14 protein-coding genes are annotated in these 21,554 nt (G+C 43.9%); 8 read left to right on the top strand and 6 right to left on the bottom strand.

The features are described 5' to 3' along the window. Window positions 1-82: 82 nt before the first annotated feature. Complete coding sequence (locus AAC852_RS18170; RefSeq protein WP_340622197.1) at window positions 83-7,645, bottom strand: TcdA/TcdB pore-forming domain-containing protein; 7,563 nt, start codon at window positions 7,643-7,645, stop codon at window positions 83-85. Window positions 7,646-8,077: 432 nt separating this feature from the next. Here AAC852_RS18170 and bcp point away from each other — a divergent pair, with 432 nt between their 5' ends. After that, window positions 8,078-8,551 (top strand): thioredoxin-dependent thiol peroxidase, encoded by a 474-nt coding sequence (gene bcp / locus AAC852_RS18165; protein ID WP_340622196.1) that lies wholly within the window; start codon window positions 8,078-8,080, stop codon window positions 8,549-8,551. A gap of 95 nt (window positions 8,552-8,646) precedes the next feature. On the opposite strand, the gene AAC852_RS18160 is transcribed toward bcp, so the two are convergent. Continuing rightward, on the bottom strand, window positions 8,647-9,705 hold the full coding sequence (locus tag AAC852_RS18160) for an AI-2E family transporter (RefSeq protein ID WP_340622195.1): 1,059 nt from the start codon (window positions 9,703-9,705) through the stop codon (window positions 8,647-8,649). Window positions 9,706-9,863: 158 nt separating this feature from the next. Between AAC852_RS18160 and bepA the strand changes: the two genes are divergently transcribed. Together bepA and arsC are read left to right on the top strand one after the other, a co-directional pair. After that, the gene (gene bepA / locus AAC852_RS18155) at window positions 9,864-11,330 is read left to right on the top strand and encodes a beta-barrel assembly-enhancing protease (protein WP_340622194.1); all 1,467 of its coding nucleotides are present in this window, start codon (window positions 9,864-9,866) and stop codon (window positions 11,328-11,330) included. Between the two features lie 10 nt (window positions 11,331-11,340). Further along, complete coding sequence (gene arsC, locus AAC852_RS18150; protein ID WP_340622193.1) at window positions 11,341-11,700, top strand: arsenate reductase (glutaredoxin); 360 nt, start codon at window positions 11,341-11,343, stop codon at window positions 11,698-11,700. Between the two features lie 77 nt (window positions 11,701-11,777). Here the strand turns inward: arsC and hda are convergent, their stop codons facing one another. The 4 genes from hda to upp all read right to left on the bottom strand — a co-directional run bounded on the left by hda (window position 11,778) and on the right by upp (window position 15,714). Then, a complete protein-coding gene (gene hda, locus AAC852_RS18145; RefSeq protein WP_340622192.1) occupies window positions 11,778-12,485 on the bottom strand; it encodes a DnaA inactivator Hda in 708 nt (235 codons plus the stop codon). Between the two features lie 666 nt (window positions 12,486-13,151). Continuing rightward, the gene (locus AAC852_RS18140) at window positions 13,152-13,499 is read right to left on the bottom strand and encodes a hypothetical protein (RefSeq protein ID WP_340622191.1); all 348 of its coding nucleotides are present in this window, start codon (window positions 13,497-13,499) and stop codon (window positions 13,152-13,154) included. Between the two features lie 202 nt (window positions 13,500-13,701). After that, on the bottom strand, window positions 13,702-14,964 hold the full coding sequence (locus tag AAC852_RS18135) for an IS4 family transposase (RefSeq protein ID WP_340620463.1): 1,263 nt from the start codon (window positions 14,962-14,964) through the stop codon (window positions 13,702-13,704). Between the two features lie 123 nt (window positions 14,965-15,087). After that, entirely contained in the window at window positions 15,088-15,714 is a 627-nt protein-coding gene (gene upp / locus AAC852_RS18130) for a uracil phosphoribosyltransferase (protein ID WP_340622190.1), read from the bottom strand. A gap of 231 nt (window positions 15,715-15,945) precedes the next feature. Between upp and purM the strand changes: the two genes are divergently transcribed. The 5 genes from purM (at window position 15,946) to ppk1 (ending at window position 21,552) form a co-directional block, all read left to right on the top strand. Then, complete coding sequence (gene purM, locus AAC852_RS18125) at window positions 15,946-16,986, top strand: phosphoribosylformylglycinamidine cyclo-ligase (RefSeq protein ID WP_340622189.1); 1,041 nt, start codon at window positions 15,946-15,948, stop codon at window positions 16,984-16,986. 44 nt (window positions 16,987-17,030) lie between these two features. Then, window positions 17,031-17,669 (top strand): phosphoribosylglycinamide formyltransferase, encoded by a 639-nt coding sequence (gene purN, locus AAC852_RS18120; RefSeq protein WP_340622188.1) that lies wholly within the window; start codon window positions 17,031-17,033, stop codon window positions 17,667-17,669. A gap of 98 nt (window positions 17,670-17,767) precedes the next feature. After that, window positions 17,768-18,534 (top strand): IS5 family transposase gene (locus AAC852_RS18115; RefSeq protein ID WP_340622187.1). Its coding sequence is split into 2 segments (ribosomal slippage): window positions 17,768-18,143 and window positions 18,143-18,534, totalling 768 coding nucleotides; the frame shifts between segments, so codons are not numbered across the junction. 359 nt (window positions 18,535-18,893) lie between these two features. Beyond that, complete coding sequence (gene speG, locus AAC852_RS18110) at window positions 18,894-19,454, top strand: spermidine N1-acetyltransferase (RefSeq protein WP_340622186.1); 561 nt, start codon at window positions 18,894-18,896, stop codon at window positions 19,452-19,454. A gap of 28 nt (window positions 19,455-19,482) precedes the next feature. Beyond that, a complete protein-coding gene (gene ppk1, locus AAC852_RS18105; protein ID WP_340622185.1) occupies window positions 19,483-21,552 on the top strand; it encodes a polyphosphate kinase 1 in 2,070 nt (689 codons plus the stop codon). The last annotated feature ends 2 nt before the right edge of the window (window positions 21,553-21,554 follow it).

Raw genomic sequence — 21,554 nt, 5'->3', positions numbered from 1 at the left:
TCACCAACTCTAGTTCTATCGTAACTGCGGTAGAGTGCTACATCCGGGGCATAAGTACTGAATGCGCCAGAATAGATGAAAACTATTCTAGCTTCTCTGTACACTTAGCTGGTTTTATCCTGAATTTATCTTCCTCTGATACCAGTTCGAAACGACTGACATCGGGGTTTAATTCCGTCAGTTCAGCCATTCTTCCCAGTAAGTAAATTATCTTCGTCCTCTTTAGCGTCAGAGTTCCGACGCTTTCAAGCCTCATATCACGTTTAGCCACCTGTTCAATATTGACAATGTATATATTGGTGTCTTCTGATGCCTGATGAAGCAGCACTAGATTTTGGTCACTGCGCCAGAGTGACAGGTTGGCTGTGCAGGCATCAGAAAACCGGATGACTGAATCCTGACCCCGGTCATCTATCGTGATATGCCGATAGTGATTCAGCACCTCGGAGGGGAAAAGCCAGTAATACGATTCTTTTGAACGTCCAGTGATGGCCAGCCGATCAATGCCCGCCAGTTGCGGCAGGCGGATTTTTTCATCCAAAAGATCCTGACCCACCTGTAACACCAGACTCTCCGGTGTTCGGTTAATAAAACGGTAATTCCCCACTAGGGTCGACTTTCCTTCGCTGACTTGCCACAATTCTCCGGTAGTCTGGTCATGGACATAACTGTCCTCCTGTCCGGCAACCTGACCCAAGTAATGCAGAACATGATTCGAGTTAAGTATGCTGGAACGAAGCGTTTTCCCTTCCTTCGGCAGGTACCACGCAGGATAACCACGCTCAGAAAATAGTCTAACGGCTTGCGCTAATTCAACCTCATTCCTGAGTGCTACAATGGCTGAGGCAATTTGACTGTCCGGGCGACCCTGCACATGCCAGGCAATCAGCACCGGGCGGTCTGTCATCTTGGCATCAACTGACAACAGTAAGACTGCGCCGTCCGGGGTTTCCAGCCGGAGTGTATTGCCCTGACGAACCGCACTGCGGTATTGATAGCTGGCCTGGGGCCAAAGTTCCGCTGCGGCAGGCTCCTCAGAGAGCACCCGCTTTTCACTCAATTTAAGGCCAGATTCCGCCGACAGTGGTTGACGATATAACTGATGGTTATCGGTGTCAAAAATCCATGCCTGACTGCCATCTTCCGCTAAACCAAGATAGGTCAGCGTGTGTTTTGTAATGAGACCAACTCCACCTTGCACCACCCGGCCTGCCGTACTGTCATACCAGGCACTGATTGGTTTTCCGTTACTATCCTGCAACCCCAACAGCAGCAGGGTACTTAACCGATCTGGATTATCCCGCACCAACTGACTCAGTGCGGCTATCAGACTCTCCTTGTCAGCCTTCTGGTGAGATTGAAGCTGTAGCCAGTCTGCCGTCACCCCGATCAGACGGATACTGCCCTGATCATCTGCCAGCCACAGTATCCCCCCACTGGAAAGTACAACCAACTGCTTGTTCGCTATGGATACGGATCTGATATCGTCAACAGCCACCTTGCTGGCCGGAGTGCCGGACAGGCCATTATCCTGCTGAAAATAAAGACTATGTCTCTGATGGCTGTAAAAATAATAACCCGGTTTATCGCCAGTCGTGGTGAAAACGAGGGTGAAATCAGGCGTCAGGGCCTGCAAATCCGCATTTTTCTTTTTCAGCTCAGCCAGGATGCCGGCATCCTCCTGATCCGGATTCACCCGGTTCATTCTGATCAGATTTTGCGGCTGTTTTCCATCTGTCTGTAACCAGTAATGTCTATCCACATCAGCCAATCGCCCAGAAAGGCTGATCACCTCCGCCAGGCTGCCTTTAACCTGACGTTCCGGCACACAGAGATCGCCGGTGAACCACTGATTCGCCGCTAGTGGTGACATAAGGCCATTAAACTCACCGTCACTGGAATCGAGAAGAACAGGCAGCGAAACGAGGTTTTTTTCACTGATTTTATCCAGACCAGCCAGCATGACTGTATTTCCGTCAATAGCTACCAGTTTCAACGTTTCCTCTGCCACCTGATAAGTATACGAGATACGGCCTTCATCTAGCTGGCGTTCCACCACAAACCAGAGCTGGTCATTGCCCTGCATCACATGACTGCTGATTTTCTCCTGATCATACCCCGGAAATTTTATCGGCAGATACTGCCGCAGAACTTCGCCACTGGCAATATCCACTTGCCAGAGCGTGGCATCCCGGTAAAACCACGCCTTATTACCCTCGACTTTCGCCAGCTCGGCATCGCTGAGAAAATCTGCTGCGTCAGGGACGTTGGTGTAAATCATACGATCACGACCGGTCTCATAGAATGCGCGGCCAACAGGACGGCTTTGCGGTGAGAGCCGGTAGTGTTCCACCACTAAATATGGCCTGTTGTGATGTTCATAATTGCTTAACTGCCTGAGATGATCATGCAACGCTTGCAGACTGTTAAACTGCACAGCATTCGTTACGTTCTCTGTTATCTGCCACTGATTCTTTTTGTTCTGCTTGACAGAAAATATCCCTGCATTATTTATCAGAGAAATATTATCCGACTCTTCAGACAGGGTTATCTTTATATTGCCGATATGCAGTAGTTGTCTGTTATCTTCTTTGCTAAGACGGGTGTTAACATTAGAGCCGATATGACGGGCATCCAGTATCCAATGGGTATCAGTGTTTCCCTGTAAGGACAGAGAAACCCCCTCCTGCAAGCTGATACGGTATTTGCCTTTCCCGCCGGTCAGATGGTAGGACAAGAACCCGTGAACATCCTCCGGTAACTGCTGGATGACAATATCCCGGTCTTCATCGTCCAGAATAATGTCAATCGGTGTTTCAACAAATTCTGGCTTTATACGGCGTACCACGCGCTCTGAGGGAAAAGCATAAAAATCAAAGTCGAATCGTCCGTCTTCTTCCAGTCGTCGTAGAACGTCAAATCCCCGGTCGTTGCGAGCAGTGACGAAGGGCAGGATCATATATTCGTAATTAATGTAGGACTTCATGGTAACGGGCAGGATCAGTATGTCGCTGCTTCTGGGATGGAAATGGAAGTCGATCTGCGCCTGTTTGTGACCGATGCCTTCACGGATATTAATTGCCTGTTTTTTATCAGTATTAGCTGGCCTGCCGGGCCACCAGCCAAAGTAATTACTCCTACCCGAACCCCATGAATATTTCGGGTCGTTGCGATAGAGATACTGACTGTCAAAAGTCAGATTACCATGGCGCAAATCGAGCTGACGGATTACTGCGCCGGGGATTGGTTCCATCACCGTATAACGGCTGCCATCTTTTGCCACTTTTTCCGCCTGCCGGTATCCACCCTGCTGATAAGCTGCTTCCAGATCGGCAAAATAATTGCCTACCGCCTGTGCATCACTGGCTACCCTGCCGAACGCCTCGGCCAGAGCCGTAAAACCAATACCTAAACCAGCCAGTGGTACTGCCAGCGAGGAGGCAAAACCAGCAACAATGGGGGCACCGAAGATCCCGGCACCAATACCTACGCCGGTTGTAACCAGGCCAGCACTATCAAACGCCAGTTGTGTACCGTAAACCGCCTTCTGGGATTCATTCTGCGCATGTGCCAGTTCTATACCGTCCAGTCCCACACTGAGGATATTTAACCCCACCCCGGCACCAGTGCTGACATGGGAGAGTGATGAAAACAGGCTGCTGGTCACTCCCCGGCCTTCGCTGGCCACCGCCTTGTACAAACTGGCGAGTTTATAGCCATCCTCCAGCACACCATGAGCCATCTGCGTCAGATTAACATAAGTGTGCACCCGCAATGCGGTCTCTAACGTATTAGGCATCGCATTAGGCACCTTATCACTGGCTACGGTGGTACGATTTTTATCGGCAAACCAAGGGATCAGAGTCTTAATCATAAAGGCGGAATTCAGCCCGTGAACAGCTTCTGCTTCGGGGATACCTGTACGCAGGGTGAGTTTCCCTTTGGTATACTCGTGAGTTTTGCTGACAGTCTCGAGATCTTTATCATAAGAATGAATAAAATCAATAATACGTCGGTCATCCGTCGTGAATGTCTGGGGAGGAAGCTCAGACCGTTCCGTATTAATAAACTGTAAAGAATAACTTCCCGGCTGGGACTCACTCTCCCTGAGGCTGCCCAGTACTGGCTGCCATTTTTCTGTGGACAGTGCGTTTTTGCTGTACAGTTGCTCCGTGGCCTGCTGAAAATCCTCTGCACGGTTAAGCATCTCCAGCAGCCGGATGTCAACCTGCACATTGTCTGGAACCGGAGCCGTTTTGTTTCCCAGTGGCGGGTTAGCCATACCTCCTACAGGGACTGATTTACCTGGCGTTACTGTTTTCACCCACACACTATTCTGCGGATTAAAAACAAGCGTGACTTTATTACCGTTTTCCACGAATTGTTTCCGGCCTTCAGAGCTGACAGTAATTTGAGTGGTATAAGCCTTAACAGAAAGTGGACGAATACGCTGGTCAAGCGACTGAGCAAACTTTAGCGCATAGCTTTCCTGCTGGTCTTCACCAGCCAATGAACAGCTCACCATACTGATATGTTCAGGGGATGTTTTAACGCCGGAGTCTGTACAGAACTGGCTGAGTTGTGACGCCAGATCTTCCGGAAGGCGTTCGGCCAGCGTCTGGTGATGAAGGTTATCCCCACTATCGCGGCTATGACCAACCAGTTGCCAGCGGATTTTTTCTTTATCCTTCAGGATAGCCAGGTCACCATAAACCACCTGGTATTGACCCTGGGCATCCAGTTGCACCAGCACTGAATCAGGGTGTTTTCCCACCAATTTTGCTGCCGCTTCCCTGACTACAGGGTCGTTTTCAAGCTGAATGATCAACTGACCATCAAAGCGGGACATTCCACCCTCATGGTGAGCCTCAACTACAGGCTTTTCCCAATGACTGACAGGTTTTTCATCGAACGGAGCAATGCTCTCTGATTTATGATGGTAGCGACCTTCCTCCTGTTCCGATAGCGCTGGCATTGGACCAAAGCGGGTAAAACGCGGTGAATGGAACTTCTTAGCCTCTGGCAAGCCCTGATTGATGATCGGCAAGATTCGTGCCATTACGCCCTCATACAATTCCCCCTTCTCTTTACCTTCAGCGCGGTACTTATCGAACATATGTAACATGTCCTTACCGATACTGTCCGCACTCTCCGGTTCGTAACGTGCAGCGACATAGAAGGTTTCAAAGAACGAGTGATAGCCGTTACGGATCATGAAAGCCGCGTTGGCCATCTGGAACTGCCAGTACTCCTTGATGCTCAACGCAACATCAAACAATTGCGGTAAGACATTGCTGACAGTCTGAGTGGTCCCTGAAATCCCGCCTACGAACGGGGTATCCAGGTCATTCATATAGAGTGTAGCCTTATTCTTGGGATCCGGACGGAATTGGTTGTAGCTGCGGTACTTATCGTCCTTAATCAGATTCGAACCATCGTGATATACCTGCTCCTCAGGGCTGGTATTGAGGATCAGAAACGGGTCTGGCTGATTCAGCCGATTGTTGATTATGACCTTGTTGTCATCTCTTTCCGACATCAACTCAGCATGGGGATTTACCGGGACTGCAAGCTTGGAAAAGCTATCGGCCACCGGGCGCAAGACATGGAAAAAGATCTGTTTGCGCAGACTCCTGCCCTCATCACTCAACAGCACCTCTTCAACCGTCAAATTCAGTTGCACATCGTTGCTCTCAAGGTTCTTGCGACCGACCAATAACAGGGTAAGCAACTTGCTATCCAGCAATCGCTCAACCTCAACCTGATCGAAAACCTGTATTTTCGGGTTGTTTGGATGCCGTGCTGCATTGGCACTGGCAACCCGCTGAGTTTCCTCTTCGACAGCCTGAATGTGCCACTGTTCGTACAGTGGCGCCAACAGCTTCTTGGCCTGGGCAATGTCATTTTGCACATAGCCATTTTGCAGGACCTTGACCAGATTACGGTTCTCCGCCAATCTCTCCACCAAACTCGCCGCCAACCTGAACAACAGTGGATCATTATTGACGTTCTGCCAGACAGAATCGGCAAACGCCTGTTCCCACAATACCTTATTCAGGTTATTGCCCTTGATATCGCGCATACCGTCACGGGTGTACTTTGGCACTAATACCCCTGCGGGGGTGATGTGGTTGCGTTCAAGCAAACGCACTAACTGCTGCTCAAACGCTGTGCGCTCGCTGCTATCTTTGAACAGACGACTGACCTTCGTATCATCGCCATGCAGTAGTTGTTCCAGCTTGTCGAAAAATGCGGTGTTGTATTGATACAGTACGTCGGTCTGTGCCTTGCTCAAGTGACTACTGCTGACTTTGTCACCGTCAACGCTCATCACCCCAAAGGGGGTCGCGGACAAGTAGGTTTTGCCCTGTGGCATTTCCAGCAAGTACTGGCGACCAGCAAAACCGACCGAGCGTTCTAGCTCACGGATATTGATGAAAAGCCCATCACGATCCGGATCATAACTGTTCTGGCGAAAATCCTCCAAGCCGATAGTTTGGAAGCTGGTGATATCAGCATTCTGGTTGATTAGGTCACTCAAGGTGCCGGCCAATGGGACCTCATGAGTGTGGCCGGACACCTTAATCCCAATTTGGTTCGGTACTTTGCGGTCAACGCTGATCAACAGTATCTTGCGATCGTTATCCAGAAAATGTTCCTTGAAGCCTTCGCGCTCGGTGCTTTCCGAAACCAGGTAGTTAGCGAAGTACTTCTCGACGAATTCGATTTTGACCAGTACCGAGCGAATTGGTGTATAGGTCGGAGAGCGAAAGGATGGCGGCTCACTCTTGAGACGGTATTGTTGTTGCCAGGCCAAGGAGCGGGCTGGAGTACCAAAGGAAAAGTTGAATACCCCGTCTTTTGGCACGACCAGCCTGCCGTCTTTCAGGAAGAGGTCCTTGAAGCGTCCATCAGTGCTAGTATTGACCAAAGCGACGTTCATACGGATGTAACCAGGACGTTCCTCCATCATTAATAGTGAAATATTTACCGGCAGATCATCAGAGGTCAGAGGCACTTCGATCAGCTTGCGGAGAGCATTAGCCTCTTTTGTCTCTTCCTCAGGGCGGGTTTTGAGCAAGGCGATGTAGCGGGCTTTGACATCTTTGTAAGCTTGCAACTCGGAAAATAACGTCACGTATTTTGGACTGATCGTGGTGTCAGTCACTTGTATAGTCAGTTGCTGTTCCAGATGCTCGATCTTGGCATCTATCTTAGCCAGCTTGTCCACCTCGTCCTTCCTCAGAGTCTTCGCATTCAAGGTCTTGGAGCCACCGGGAATGAGCATATCCAAAGCCTTTTTCCTAGAGCTGTTAAAATGCGTTATGGCCATCTGCTGGCGGCTGTATAACAGAATGTCGCGATCCAGTTGCTGCTTGTAAACCTTGATCGCCGGCGTGTCAGGTTGACTGTTCATCTGCTGCCGTCTTTGTTGCAGCGTCTGCAACTGGTCGTCAATAGAAACAGGGTTATCCTGCATCTGAAAATACTGTGCAGCCAATACACTCAGGGTGCTCTGCTGTATTTCTTGCAACTGTTCACCTACCTGCCTGATGTAGTCGTCACGCTCGTTGGCGTTCATGTTAAACCATTCAGTCTGGCGACCTGCTGCCTTGATTTGTCGATCGATCAGAGTATTGAGCAATCTTTTAGCGAAGCTCTTTGCGTCGCGGAAGTTAGTCAGAATATCTAAAGATATCTAACCGTGTTGATAATTATTATCAATAATAATAACCATTATTAATTGCGATTTAAGAAAATAATTACTCATGTAAATCAATTGATTGATTTGTAATGATGATGTTTGTTATCTCGCTGTTTTCGTTTATTTTATTATCTGGATATGACGGTATGCTATTTGGAACATTTTTTATCTTCGTCAGCGAGTGAAACCAACAAAGGGACAACCCTCGGCATGATGCAAAGAACGATTTCGCATGGGTCCATGCACAGTACCAGCCATCGGGCCAGTTGCCAGCTATTCGAAAGATGCAGAATACGTATTAATGAGTGAACATATAGTCGTATTAGTGTATAAAATCCATTTGAATAAAAACGATTAAACGGAGAATGCGTGATGAGTCCATTGAAATCCGGAGATAAGGCCCCCCAATTCAGCCTTCCTGACCAAGATGGTGAAAACATTAACTTATCTGACTTCAACGGTCAGCGTGTTTTAGTTTATTTCTATCCCAAAGCAATGACCCCAGGCTGCACTGTTCAGGCGTGTGGTTTACGCGACACGATGGGCGAACTGGAAAAAATTAATGTCACAGTATTAGGCATCAGTACAGATACTCCCGAAAAATTATCCCGCTTTGTCGAGAAAGAGATGCTGAATTTCACTCTGCTTTCTGATGTTGATCATCAGGTTGCCGGGCAATTTGGTGTTTGGGGTGAAAAGCAGTTTATGGGAAAAACCTATGATGGTATTCATCGCATCAGTTTTTTAATTGATCCAGAAGGTAATATTGAACACGTTTTTGATAAATTCAAAACCAGTGACCACCACCAAATTGTTCTGGATTATCTAAAACAGCATTCATCTTGATAAACTCCCAGGCTAATAACACAATCCCCCATCAACCAGATGGGGGATTTTTTCGCGGACTTCTGCACTACCAGTACTATCGCAGTTTGCTATGACTACTCTTCTGCTTTTTCTTCTGGCCAGACATTAATAACTGCTTTGATCAAAGTCGCCAATGGGATAGCAAAAAAAACGCCCCAGAATCCCCATAATCCACCAAAAATAATAACAGAAAGAATAATAACCAGTGGATGCAGATTTACTGCTTCTGAAAACAGAATAGGTACAAGCAGGTTTCCGTCTAATCCTTGTACAACCAAGTAAGCGATAAATAGCGTCCAAAAATCTGTTCCGAAGCCCCATTGGAATAATGCAACTATAATGACAGGGATAGTGACAATCACCGTACCTACATAGGGAATTAACACGGACAAGCCAACAAGTACAGCAAGCAGCATCGAATAATGCAATTTAAAGAAAGCAAATACCGCGTAAGTACAAATGGTCAGGATAACCATTTCCATCACTTTTCCACGGATATAATTGGTAATCTGTTGATTCATTTCATGCCATACTTTCCCGGCTAAACCGTGGTTACGTGGCAAGATACTTTGTAATGCTGCAACCATCTTATTTTTATCTTTCAGCAGGAAAAATACCATAAAAGGAACAATAATCAGGTAAATAGAAAAAGTTAACAGCCCAATCAAAGATGCCACGGAAAACTTAACCACAGATTCTCCCGCTAAGGAAAGCTTGCCACGCAGGTTTTCTGCAAACATTTCAATAATACCAGCATCAACCAAAGCGGGGTAACGGGAAGGCAAAGTATGAGCATACTCATTAAAATGGTTGATCATATTTGGTAGGTCAGAAAACAGATTCACACCCTGTTGCCATACTGTTGGGGCAACAATTAGGATAATCAAGGCGCTAATCCCCATAAAAATAGTTAATACAATTGTCACAGAAAGTGAGCGGCTACATCCTAATTTCTCCAGTTTTACTGTTGGCCATTCCAGTAAATACGCCAATACAATTGCGGCAAGAACCGGCGCCAAAATACCATTAAAAAAATAAATGATGCCAAATCCTGCTAACAAAATGAACGATAATGCAGCAATTTGTGGATCAGCAAAACGGCGGCGATACCATTGCATGATCATATCCAACATAAAAAAACTCCCTGATAACAATACCTAACAATTATTTTACTGAAATTGCTTACGACTGACCGATTTTAAGTTACCCTTTGCTATCATACACGTATCCTGAAAATGATAGCTAACTGGACATAGTGTTTTTATAAGCACTGTTTTACGAGAGTCGCTTTATGAAAAAAACATCTACTAAGAAACCCCTGATAGCGATATTGGTTAGTCTGACACTATTTGGCAATCTTCCGGCCCTTTCTGCACCTGTTGCAGATTCATTACCAGATATTGGTACAACAGCAGGATCTACGCTCAGTATCAATCAAGAAATAGAACTAGGTGATTTCTATATCCGCCAAATACGTGCTGAAACCCCGCTGATTTATGATCCACTATTAACAAAATACATCAATCAGCTAGGCCAGCGGTTAGTAAATCACGCAGATGCGGTCAAAACGCCTTTTCATTTTTATATCGTCAATAACCCTAACATTAATGCGTATGCTATTTTCGGTGGCAATGTTGTACTACACTCAGCCCTGTTCCGTTATAGCCGAAATGAAAGCGAATTAGCGTCTGTCATGGCCCATGAAATCGCCCATGTCACTCAGCGTCATTTAGCCCGCCGGATGGAAGATATCCAACGAAAATCGCCGCTAGCATGGGCTGGCACATTAGGTGCTATCTTATTGCTAATGGCTAATCCACAAGCAGGAATGGCAGCATTAAGTGGTACTCTGGCTGGTTTTACACAAGGCATAATCAGCTTTACTCGCGAAAATGAACAAGAAGCAGACCGTATAGGTATGCGGATATTGAACCAAGCCGGGTTTGATCCTTATGGGATGCCTAATTTCATGCAAACTCTGGGGGATCAATCCCGGTATAGCTCTAAACTGCCAGAAATGTTATATACCCATCCATTGCCTGACAGCCGATTAGCTGATGCCCGCAACAGGGCCAATCAATATCCCAAAAAATCTATTCCAGAATCACAAGATTATCTGCTTGCCCGCGTGCGCATTCTGACAATAGAGTCTACTGTACAATCTCCCTATACAGAGGAGCTTCTGAACAAATACAGCCAAGGAACTGCAAAAGAAAAAATTGCCGCCTCTTACGGGCGGGTTCTCCTCCTAACCCAAAATAAAAAATATACTGAAGCCAGAACAATACTGACTCCATTACTGGATAAACAACCAGACAATATATGGTTTATTGATGCCATGACAGATATTGATATTGAGCAATCGCAGTATGCGCAAGCTATTACCCGCTTACAACAAGCCCTCCAAAAACATAAAAATGATCCGGTGTTACAAATCAATCTCGCTAACGTCTATATTCAGGCTAAACAATATCCAAAGGCTTCACAGCAGCTATTCCAATATACTTTCAACCATCCTGATGATTTAACCGGTTGGTCATTAATGGCAGAAGCGGCAGGTAAACAAGGAAAACGCAATACTGAACTGGCAGCTTATGCAGAAACTATGGCATTAAAAGGACAGTTCGATATGGCTATAAATTATCTCAGCCAGGCCAGTGCATTGGTAAAATTAAATAGTTATGATCAAGCCCGTTACGATGCCCGCATTGATCAGTTACGCCAACTGCAACAACGTTATAGCCAATATGAGAAATGAGGTTTTTTACATGCAAGATATTATTTTTTACCATAATCCCCGTTGTTCAAAAAGTCGGGAAACGCTTAAGTTAGTTGAAGACCTCGGGATTACCCCAGAAATTATTCATTATCTCGATACGCCTCCAACAGCAAAACAACTTGCTGTTTTATTAAAAAAGCTAGGTTTCAACGATGCCCGTCAGTTAATACGAACTAAAGAAACGCTCTATAAAGAATTGGGACTTGATAATAGTGAACTATCACAGGAAACCTTACTCCAGGCAATGTCCGAAAACCCTAAGCTCATAGAGCGTCCAATTGTTGTGGCAGGAGATAAAGCACGCTTAGGGCGTCCGCCAGAGCAAGTTAAAGAAATTTTAGGCAATTAACTATTTTGGGATATACAGAAAAGTGATAGGGAAATACTTCTATCACTTTTTCACCCTTTGCTTCCTGACCCAACTTATTAAAGATCAAGGATATCTTTTACAAATGGGATTGTCAGTTTACGTTGAGCCACAATAGAAGCACGGTCAAGCTCATCCAACGTCCTAAATAGTGTTTGCATTTCCCTATCAAGTCGTTTTAACACAAAACGGCCCACATCTTCAGGTAATTCAAACCCTCGTAACTTCGCCCGCAATTGCAATGCCTGAATTTTTTCATCATCAGACAAGGGTTGCAATTTGTAGATCTGCCCCCAATCCAAGCGAGATGCCAAATCTGGCAATGTTAAGTTAATTTGTCGGGGAGGACGATCTCCGGTAATCAAAAGACAGGTTTGGCCGATCTCTACAATCCGGTTATAAAGATTAAAAATAGCCATTTCCCATAACTGATCACCTGCAATACATTCCACATTGTCAATGCACACCAATGATAAATGTTCCATACCATCAAGAACTTCTGGAACAAAATAAGCTCGTTTATCTAACGGTACATACCCTACAGCCTCTCCTTGTTGGGACAATTCGGCACAGGCTGCGTGGAGTAAATGGCTCTTGCCCCCACCATCGCGGGACCAAAAATAGATATAACTGCCATGTGACTGACTAATAGCCAATTTTATTGCTGCTAATAAAGACGTATTCTCACCTGCAAAAAAGCTGGCAAATGTTTCATCATCAGGCAAATATAAAGGCAATGAAAGCTGCGCCGGTGTATTCAGAAGCACCTCAAACCGAATGGATAACGAACAGTACTGAGTTTACCATAAAAACCAAGTCTACTACAAAAAGCGATAACAAACACAGTTGACAATACATTTTGATAATGTTTTATTTTTCAGCCAATTATTTCTAATATAATAAAAAATAACCAATTTAGAATTAACAAGAAAAATAAAATAAATAAAACAAACAGTTAAAAACAATCGATTAAAATTTATTCTGAAAAACAGATTATTTGAAAATATCCTTAAAAATCGAACTGAGAAAACTTTTTTCACTCACAGCTTATTTTTGTTAAAGAACCATACAGAAATATAAAGAACCGTGGTTTCTCATAACAAAATAAATACATCACTGTGCTGATTCAAGAGTTCACTATGGCAATTGAAAACAACTTAAGACAAGACGAGCACAGACTACATTTGCACAAGGCTCATTGAGCCATATTCTTTTCCACACAAAAGATCTTGATGAAAGAGAAGATAGAATATCCCCTCTTGCTATGAATATTATACTATCAATAAGTTTAGAAGAAATTTTGCTGGAAATTGTCGAAAAATAGATAAGAACCCAACTTATATTAAGTCGAGCAATTCCTCCCTATGATCATACTTTTATTACGATATATCCTAAATAAATATGAGTTACACTGAACTGTTTTCTCGAATGATTTACTTTTCTTTATCGGATGTAGAAATTATCAGAGCATTAGCCTCTTTCAAAAGTTCAGTGACTTCGTTTTTATCTAAATCACCCTCAATAGATATAGAGCTGCCATTACTTTTAACTATAGATATTTTTAAGTTACGACCGCCCAAAAGTGCTATGAGTGCTCTTCTTATACTATCAAGGTAGCTTAGATTATCTTTAAAAAAAGTGAGAGTAGGTTTAATAATGTTGAATGTCTCTGAACGAGATATTACTGGATCAACTTCTATATGAAACCTAGCAAGTTCAGTATAAAACTCTTCGATCAAAGATTCATCTATATATAAAGTAATAATATTGGTATCTTTCATTGTATTCTCTACTTTATCTTTAGTGATACTAAATAAATAAGTAAAATTGAATCATATAGAAAAAACATCTGATATCTTTAGCGCAGTCCATTTTTATGGCACAAAGACTAAAATATAAGAAAGGATTTTGTGAAAAACCCTTTCTCATAAGAAGCAAATACAATTTAGCTTATAACTTTATTATTCTATCATATACAGGATCTTAAAAATTAAGCCTTGCAAAACACGCTTCCAATGTCTTGTTTTTACATGACTTTCTTTGTCGGGTTTTGAAGGCATTCCGGCATAAATAATCCTTGGCTTTTTCCAGCCAAAAACAGGTTTCCGACCATGCCCTTTGTAGCAGGTTTTCAATTATTGGCCGCAACCAGATATCCGTATTTTGCGCCGCTTTAAGTAAGGAAACCTCCGGAAATAATCGTCTTGCCATTGTCCGTCTGACCAGTAAGGTGAGCAGACTTGACCAGATAAGTCCGGTGACTAACGAGTCTTTCCGGGTGGCAAAACCTTGCCAGTTTGTGTGGGATTTCAACTCCTTAAATAACAGCTCGACCTGCCATCGACAGCGATAAATATCCATCACATCATTAGGTGTAAATTCTTCCGCTGGTAAATTCGTCAGCCAAATACAAAACCGTTTTTCCTCCTTAAGCCAACGGCGGATAATGCGAAATTCATAACCGTTACGCTGACAATGCAAATCTAACACTTCAGAGCGGTGAATTCTGCACGTGACCGTTTTTAACCTTTTTCCTGCCAGTTTAGGTAACAATTTTCCTTGTCCATTGTGGGCGGCGACAATCAGGGGATTGAGGGATTTTTTCCCTCTGACAATAAATGAAGCATCTGAATGCGAGAGTTGTTCAAAATAGTCAAAATCAGGATACCCCGCATCAGCAAGCAGAAGTTGTCCCTTCAATTCGGCCGGAGCAGGCAAATAAGCGCGTTCCGCTGCGGTATCTGCTGTGACGGTCATTGCTGTTGGTGTTTGACTGAATAATGACATGGTTATATGACATTCAACGGCGGCAGCGGTTGTTTTGAAGCGATAAGGAAAGACTTCAGCGAGAGCAGGATGAACCTGAAATGAGCTGCCATCTTGTAAAATAACATTTTGGAATTTAGCTAATTTTTGGGGTATCGCTACTTGTTTTTCAACCCACTGAGCCATAAAAAATCGGACGATGATTTTAATAAACGCCTCAAAAGCCGGTTTGCGTAATTGATTATAAAAAGGCCGGTAACTGACTTGCTGGGCGTCGGGGCATAGGCCGTTATACTTCTGATGTAATTGGGCAATGGCGTTAATTTTACCGGTACTGAGTGCAGAAATCAGACTGAGGATCAACGTGCGTGGCTCAATATTTCTGACACGTTGGGTGAACCCACAGCCAAAGGCTATTTTATTCAAAGAAACGTCACTGAATAATTGCATTAACTGGTGTTTTATAGCAATAATCGTCATAGGCTTCATCCGTGGTTTTTGATATTTGTTTGGCGACGATAATCAGATCATAAATGAAGCCTTTTTTCTATCTAAAATATACGGTTACTGCTTAAGATCCTGTATATGATTATTCTATAAATATTATTTTGTACCAAATATCTTATCACCTGCATCCCCCAGGCCAGGAACAATATATCCATGTTCATTGAGACGTTCATCGATAGACGCGGTATATAGCTCAACATCAGGATGAGCTTTCTCTAGTGCTGCAACGCCTTCTGGTGCAGCAACTAAAACCAATACCTTAATGACAGGACAACCTGCTCTTTTCAGTAGATCAATCGTAGCAATCATAGAACCGCCTGTTGCCAACATCGGATCAACAACCAACGCCATACGTTCATTAATGTCAGAAACCAGTTTTTGGAAATAAGGCACAGGCTCTAATGTTTTCTCATCACGGTAAACACCGACAACACTGATACGGGCACTTGGAATATTTTCCAACACACCATCCATCATTCCCAAACCTGCACGCAAGATAGGCACTACTGTGATTTTTTTTCCTTTGATCTGATCTATTTCTACCGGACCACACCATCCATCAATGGTCACTTTCTCAGTTTCTAAATCAGCAGTTGCTTCATATGTTAGAAGACTTCCCACTTCTGAGGCCAGTTCACGAAAACGCTTAGTGCTTATGTCATGGTCGCGCATTAGGCCCAGTTTATGTTTAACGAGTGGGTGTTTAACCTCAACGATCTTCATGGGTTTCTCCTACTGTATATTTAGCCGGCAGATAAAAAAATCGCGGGATTATACCTCCTTTTTGATATCGCGCCACTATCCACCTATTAATTTTTAGCAACCACAAGTATTTTTCTCCTATTTTTTATCCGTAATAACCTACAGAAAGCTATCGCAAACGTTTGCCTAGACTGTTAGAATTACCCCCGTTCTGTTTTATTCATTCAAATGCAATCGCCTGGGAGCTACGCAGTGACCAACAAAACCTCTCTTAGCTATAAAGATGCCGGTGTCGATATTGACGCGGGTAATGCCTTAGTCAATCGTATCAAAGGCGTAGTGAAACAGACCCGACGCCCTGAAGTGATGGGGGGATTGGGAGGATTCGGCGCTTTATGTGCCCTGCCACAAAAATATCGTGAACCTATTTTAGTTTCCGGCACAGATGGCGTTGGTACTAAACTGCGTCTGGCGATGGATCTGAAACGTCACGATACTATCGGAATTGATTTGGTCGCCATGTGTGTTAATGATCTGGTTGTTCAAGGTGCTGAACCGCTGTTCTTCCTTGATTATTATGCGACAGGTAAATTGGATGTGGATACAGCATCCAGTGTCATCACCGGCATTGCAGAAGGCTGTAAACAAGCCGGTTGTGCGCTGGTCGGTGGAGAAACAGCCGAAATGCCCGGCATGTATCATGGAGAAGATTACGACGTTGCTGGTTTCTGTGTCGGCGTGGTTGAAAAATCAGAAATCATTGATGGCAGCCAGGTTCAGGTCGGCGATGCACTGATTGCATTGGCATCCAGCGGGCCACATTCTAATGGCTATTCATTAATTCGCAAAATCCTTGAAGTCAGCCAGACCAATCCTGAAACAACCAAACTGGATGATAAGCCATTAGCTGATCATTTACTTGCTCCGACCCGTATTTATGTCAAACCATTACTTGAATTAATTGAGAATGTTGAGATCCACGCGATTTCTCATCTAACGGGTGGCGGCTTCTGGGAAAATATTCCCCGTGTTCTGCCAGAAAATATGCAGGCAAGAATCGAGGGGACTAGCTGGCAGTGGCCTGCGATTTTCAAATGGTTGCAACAGGCAGGTAATGTCAGCGATCACGAAATGTACCGCACATTCAACTGTGGAGTCGGTATGATAATTGCCCTACCACAATCTCAGGCAAAACAGGCAATTGAATGCCTAAACACAGCAGGAGAAAATGCGTGGCAAATCGGCAGCATTACTGAACTTGGTCACAACGAACAGCAAGTCATTATCAGTTAATAGAAAGCCAGTTAATAAAAGGCCAGTCAATAGAAAGTCATCCTATGAAAAAAATTGTGGTATTAATTTCTGGTAATGGCAGTAACCTACAATCCATTATTGATGCCTGCCAACAAAACCGGATTAATGGACAGGTTTGTGCAGTGTTCAGCAACAATGCCAATGCTTATGGCCTGCAACGGGCAGAACGCGCGGGTATTCCCACGCATTCTCTCAATCCGAAAGAGTATGCAAATCGTGCAGATTATGATTTTGCTCTACTCACCGCTCTTGATCGATATCAGCCCGATTTGGTCGTTTTAGCGGGTTATATGAGAATATTGTCACCCGGTTTTGTACAGCATTATCGCGGACGCCTGATTAATATTCACCCTTCCCTGTTGCCGAAATATCCCGGTTTGCATACCCATCGTAAAGCAATAGAAAATGGAGATCAGGAGCACGGTACTTCTGTCCATTTTGTTACTGAAGAGCTTGATGGTGGACCCATTATTTTGCAGGCTAAAGTACCAATCTTTACAGGCGATCAGGAAGAAGATGTCATCAGACGCGTCCAAACTCAGGAGCATAATATCTACCCGCTGGTCATCGGCTGGTTCCTGGATCAACGTCTGAGAATGGATAACAATACCGCCATTATGGATGGCAAGATATTGCCACCACAAGGTTATGCCTCAGAATAACCAATATTAGACTGATTACAGCATTGTGTTTAGATAGTGTCGTCATAAATAAATTCATGTAATAATCACCCTATATTACATGAATGGATGACTTAACCATGAGCACACCCGCACACCGCCGTCACGATATTTCCGATCATATTTGGAGTTTGCTTGAACCTCACCTACCGGGGCGTAAGGGGGCCTGGGGGCGTGTTGCTTATGATAATCGATTATTTATTAATGCCGTGTTCTGGATTTTACGGACAGGCGCACCCTGGCGAGATTTACCGCCCGATTATGGCGACTGGAAAAATACGCATCGCCGTTTTTGTCGGTGGCGGGACAAAGGCGTATGGGAAGGACTGCTTGAAGAACTCATCTTTGAACCCGATTTCGAATGGCTGATGATTGACGCCAGTCATATTAAGGTTCATCCCCATGCCGCAGGAGCGGCAGGAGGCAATCAGGATATGGGGCGCACAAAAGGGGGCTCAATACAAAGATACATCTGGCCGTGGATGCGCATGGTATGCCGATCAGAGCGCTTATTACAAGCGGTCCCACAGCGGATTGCTCACAAGCTGAGGCCTTGATTGACGGAATAGAGGCAGAACATTTATTAGCGGATCGGGGCTATGACAGTAATACCGTTGTTGAACAAGCAAAAAAACAAGGCATGGCAGCGCAAATTCCCGGCCGAAAAAATCGCAAAGTGAAACGAGAATATGCTCGAGACCTCTATCGACTCAGGCATTTAGTTGAAAATGCGTTTCTTCATCTTAAACGCTGGCGTGGCATAGCAACCCGCTATGCCAAAAATAGTGCATCGTTTCTTGCCGCGGTCCAAATCCGTTGCCTTGCTCTTTGGTTAAGTATCTCATGACGACACTATCTAGAGTTAATGTGTTCAGAATTAATGTGTTCAGGTTAGCGTGTAAAGTTAATGCATTGAGATTAATACGTTTTAAGGCTAATGTGTTTTAAGGCTAATGTATTAAAGTTAATCATGTTAAGATAATGAAAATTAACCAGACACTTTGCTGTAAGTTATTCTTTCGGAAAGTTATTTCTCTATATTTCGTTCTTTTTCTATAATTTATATTTTCCTATAATTTGTAGTGCTAACCCAAAGCTGTAACTTGAAAGGCAACGGGGACATCTAGTAATAATTAACTATCCGTATATCATTTCGTATAGACCAAAACTAAATCGGCTCTTATCGTAAAAACACTGAGGTATCTAATGTCCAGTGGCTCTGAAAATCCACCCGTAAACTTACGCCCCCTCGAACGGGAAGATCTCCCTTTCGTCCACCAGCTCGATAACAATGCCAGTGTCATGCGCTATTGGTTTGAAGAGCCTTATGAGGCTTTTGTTGAATGCGATCTCTATGACAAACATATCCATGACCAAAGTGAACGCCGTTTTATTATAGAGAGCATGAATGCTAAAGTCGGCTTGGTTGAGTTAGTGGAAATTGATTATGTTCACCGCCGTGCCGAATTTCAGATCATTATTGCACCAGCTTATCAAGGGCAAGGTTATGCCACTGAGGCGGTTAAACTTGCGATGGAATACGCATTTTCTGTGCTCAATCTCTACAAACTCTATTTAATCGTTGATAAAGAGAACGAAAAAGCAATTCATATATACAATAAATTAGGATTTTATACCGAAGGTGAATTAATCGATGAATTTTTCGTAAACGGCTCTTATCATACTGCTATTCGGATGTGTACTTTCCAACATCACTATTTTGCTAACAAAATTCGTCATTCTCAGAGTAAAAAGCAAGATCGTTAACCCAATAAATGGACCAAACGGAGTAGTAATGTCCCACGACCGCCTCTATACAGAAAAAGAACTCAGTTGGCTCTCTTTCAATGAACGCGTACTTCAGGAAGCGGCTGACAAAAGCAATCCACTTATTGAAAGAATGAGGTTTCTAGGGATCTACTCCAATAATCTGGATGAGTTTTATAAAGTTCGTTTTGCTGATGTAAAACGTCGTATTCTTATTAGCGAAGAACGGGGTTCTGCAACCAGCGCCCGGCAATTATTCAAAAAGATCCAGTCTAAAGTAGCCAAAATCGATCAAGAGTTTGATGAACTCTATAACGATTTACTCTTAGAAATGGCACGCAACCAGATTTTCTTGATCAACGAACGGCAGATATCACCCAATCAACAAATCTGGTTGCGACAATATTTCCGGCAACATTTACGTCCGCATATTACACCTATCGTCATCAATCCAGAGACTAATCTGGTTGAATTTTTGAAAGATGATTACACCTATTTGGCCGTGGAAATTATTCGGGGACAAGAGACAAAATATGCCCTGCTGGAAATTCCAGCAGATAAAGTTCCCCGTTTTGTTAATCTACCGCCAGAAATGCCCAAAAAACGCAAGTCAATGATTTTGCTTGATAATATTTTACGTTATACACTGGATGAAATTTTCAAAGGTTTTTTTGATTACGATACACTGAACGTTTACTCCATGAAAATGACCCGTGACGCTGAATACGATTTAGCAACGGAAATGGAATCCAGTTTGCTGGAATTGATGTCTTCAACCCTGAAACAACGGTTAACAGCCGAGCCTGTCCGCTTTGTTTATCAACGAGATATGCCCGATGAAATGGTAGAGCTACTACGCAGTAAGTTAGGGTTGTCTAATGATGACTCTGTTATTGCTGGCGGCCGTTATCATAACTTCAAAGATTTCATTAAATTTCCCAATGAAGGAAACCGAACCCTTCTGAATAAACCAATGCCACGCTTGCGCCATACCTGGTTCGATCATTTCCGCAACGGTTTTGATGCTATCCGTGAACAAGATGTATTGCTCTATTACCCTTATCACACTTTCGAGCATGTGCTGGAATTACTGCGGCAGGCATCATTTGATCCGAGTGTATTATCGATAAAAATTAATATCTATCGTGTAGCTAAAGACTCACGCATTATTGATTCTATGATCCATGCGGCTCACAACGGTAAAAAAGTGACGGTAGTCGTGGAGTTACAGGCACGATTTGATGAAGAGGCCAACATCCACTGGGCAAAACGCCTGACTGAAGCAGGCGTACATGTGATTTTCTCTGCTCCGGGTCTGAAAATTCACGCGAAGTTGTTTATCATTTCACGCCTTGAAGGCAGTGAAATTATCCGCTATGCCCATATTGGTACAGGAAATTTCAATGAAAAAACCGCTCGTTTATATACCGATTATTCCCTGCTAACAGCCAAGCCAGAAGTGACCAATGAAGTACGTCGTGTATTTAACTTTATTGAAAACCCTTATCGTCCCGTAACATTTGAGAATTTAATGGTATCGCCCCAAAATTCACGTGCAATGCTCAATAAGTTAATTACTCAAGAAATCGAAAATGCCAAAGCAGGAGAAGTTGCAGGTATTACCTTAAAAATAAATAACCTGGTAGATAGAGAATTAGTGGATCGCCTGTATGATGCCTCCGAAGCGGGTGTCAAAGTGCGTCTTCTGATCCGGGGTATGTGTTCTCTGGTTCCCAATCAACCCGGTTTTAGTGAGAATATTCAGGTCACCAGTATTGTAGATCGCTTCCTTGAGCACGATCGGGTTTATGTTTTCACCAATAAAGGGGATGAAAAAATCTTCCTCTCTTCCGCGGACTGGATGACCCGGAATATTGATTATCGTATTGAAGTCGCCGTTTGTTTGTTAGATCCCCTGTTAAAACAACGAGTGTTGGATATTTTAGAACTCCAGTTTAACGATACGGTCAAGGCGCGCTATATTGATAAAGAATTGAGCAACCGCTATGTGCCACGGGGAAATAAGCGTAAAATCCGCGCACAAACGGCCATTTATGATTATCTGAAAAACCTGGAACAACCGGAACCAAGAGCCTAATT

The organism is Xenorhabdus siamensis (genome assembly GCF_037996745.1).
GTDB lineage: Bacteria > Pseudomonadota > Gammaproteobacteria > Enterobacterales > Enterobacteriaceae > Xenorhabdus > Xenorhabdus indica.
Note: the sequence above shows the minus strand (reverse complement) of the source record. Positions and strands in the feature narration are given on the sequence as shown.

Bases quoted from the DNA above. Each gene is read 5' to 3' on its own strand.
- bcp (WP_340622196.1), top strand. From the start codon at position 8,078: ATGAGTCCATTGAAATCCGGAGATAAGGCCCCCCAATTCAGCCTTCCT.
- AAC852_RS18160 (WP_340622195.1), bottom strand. From the start codon at position 9,705: ATGTTGGATATGATCATGCAATGGTATCGCCGCCGTTTTGCTGATCCA.
- bepA (WP_340622194.1), top strand. From the start codon at position 9,864: ATGAAAAAAACATCTACTAAGAAACCCCTGATAGCGATATTGGTTAGT.
- arsC (WP_340622193.1), top strand. From the start codon at position 11,341: ATGCAAGATATTATTTTTTACCATAATCCCCGTTGTTCAAAAAGTCGG.
- AAC852_RS18140 (WP_340622191.1), bottom strand. From the start codon at position 13,499: ATGAAAGATACCAATATTATTACTTTATATATAGATGAATCTTTGATC.
- AAC852_RS18135 (WP_340620463.1), bottom strand. From the start codon at position 14,964: ATGACGATTATTGCTATAAAACACCAGTTAATGCAATTATTCAGTGAC.
- upp (WP_340622190.1), bottom strand. From the start codon at position 15,714: ATGAAGATCGTTGAGGTTAAACACCCACTCGTTAAACATAAACTGGGC.
- purN (WP_340622188.1), top strand. From the start codon at position 17,031: ATGAAAAAAATTGTGGTATTAATTTCTGGTAATGGCAGTAACCTACAA.
- speG (WP_340622186.1), top strand. From the start codon at position 18,894: ATGTCCAGTGGCTCTGAAAATCCACCCGTAAACTTACGCCCCCTCGAA.
- ppk1 (WP_340622185.1), top strand. From the start codon at position 19,483: ATGTCCCACGACCGCCTCTATACAGAAAAAGAACTCAGTTGGCTCTCT.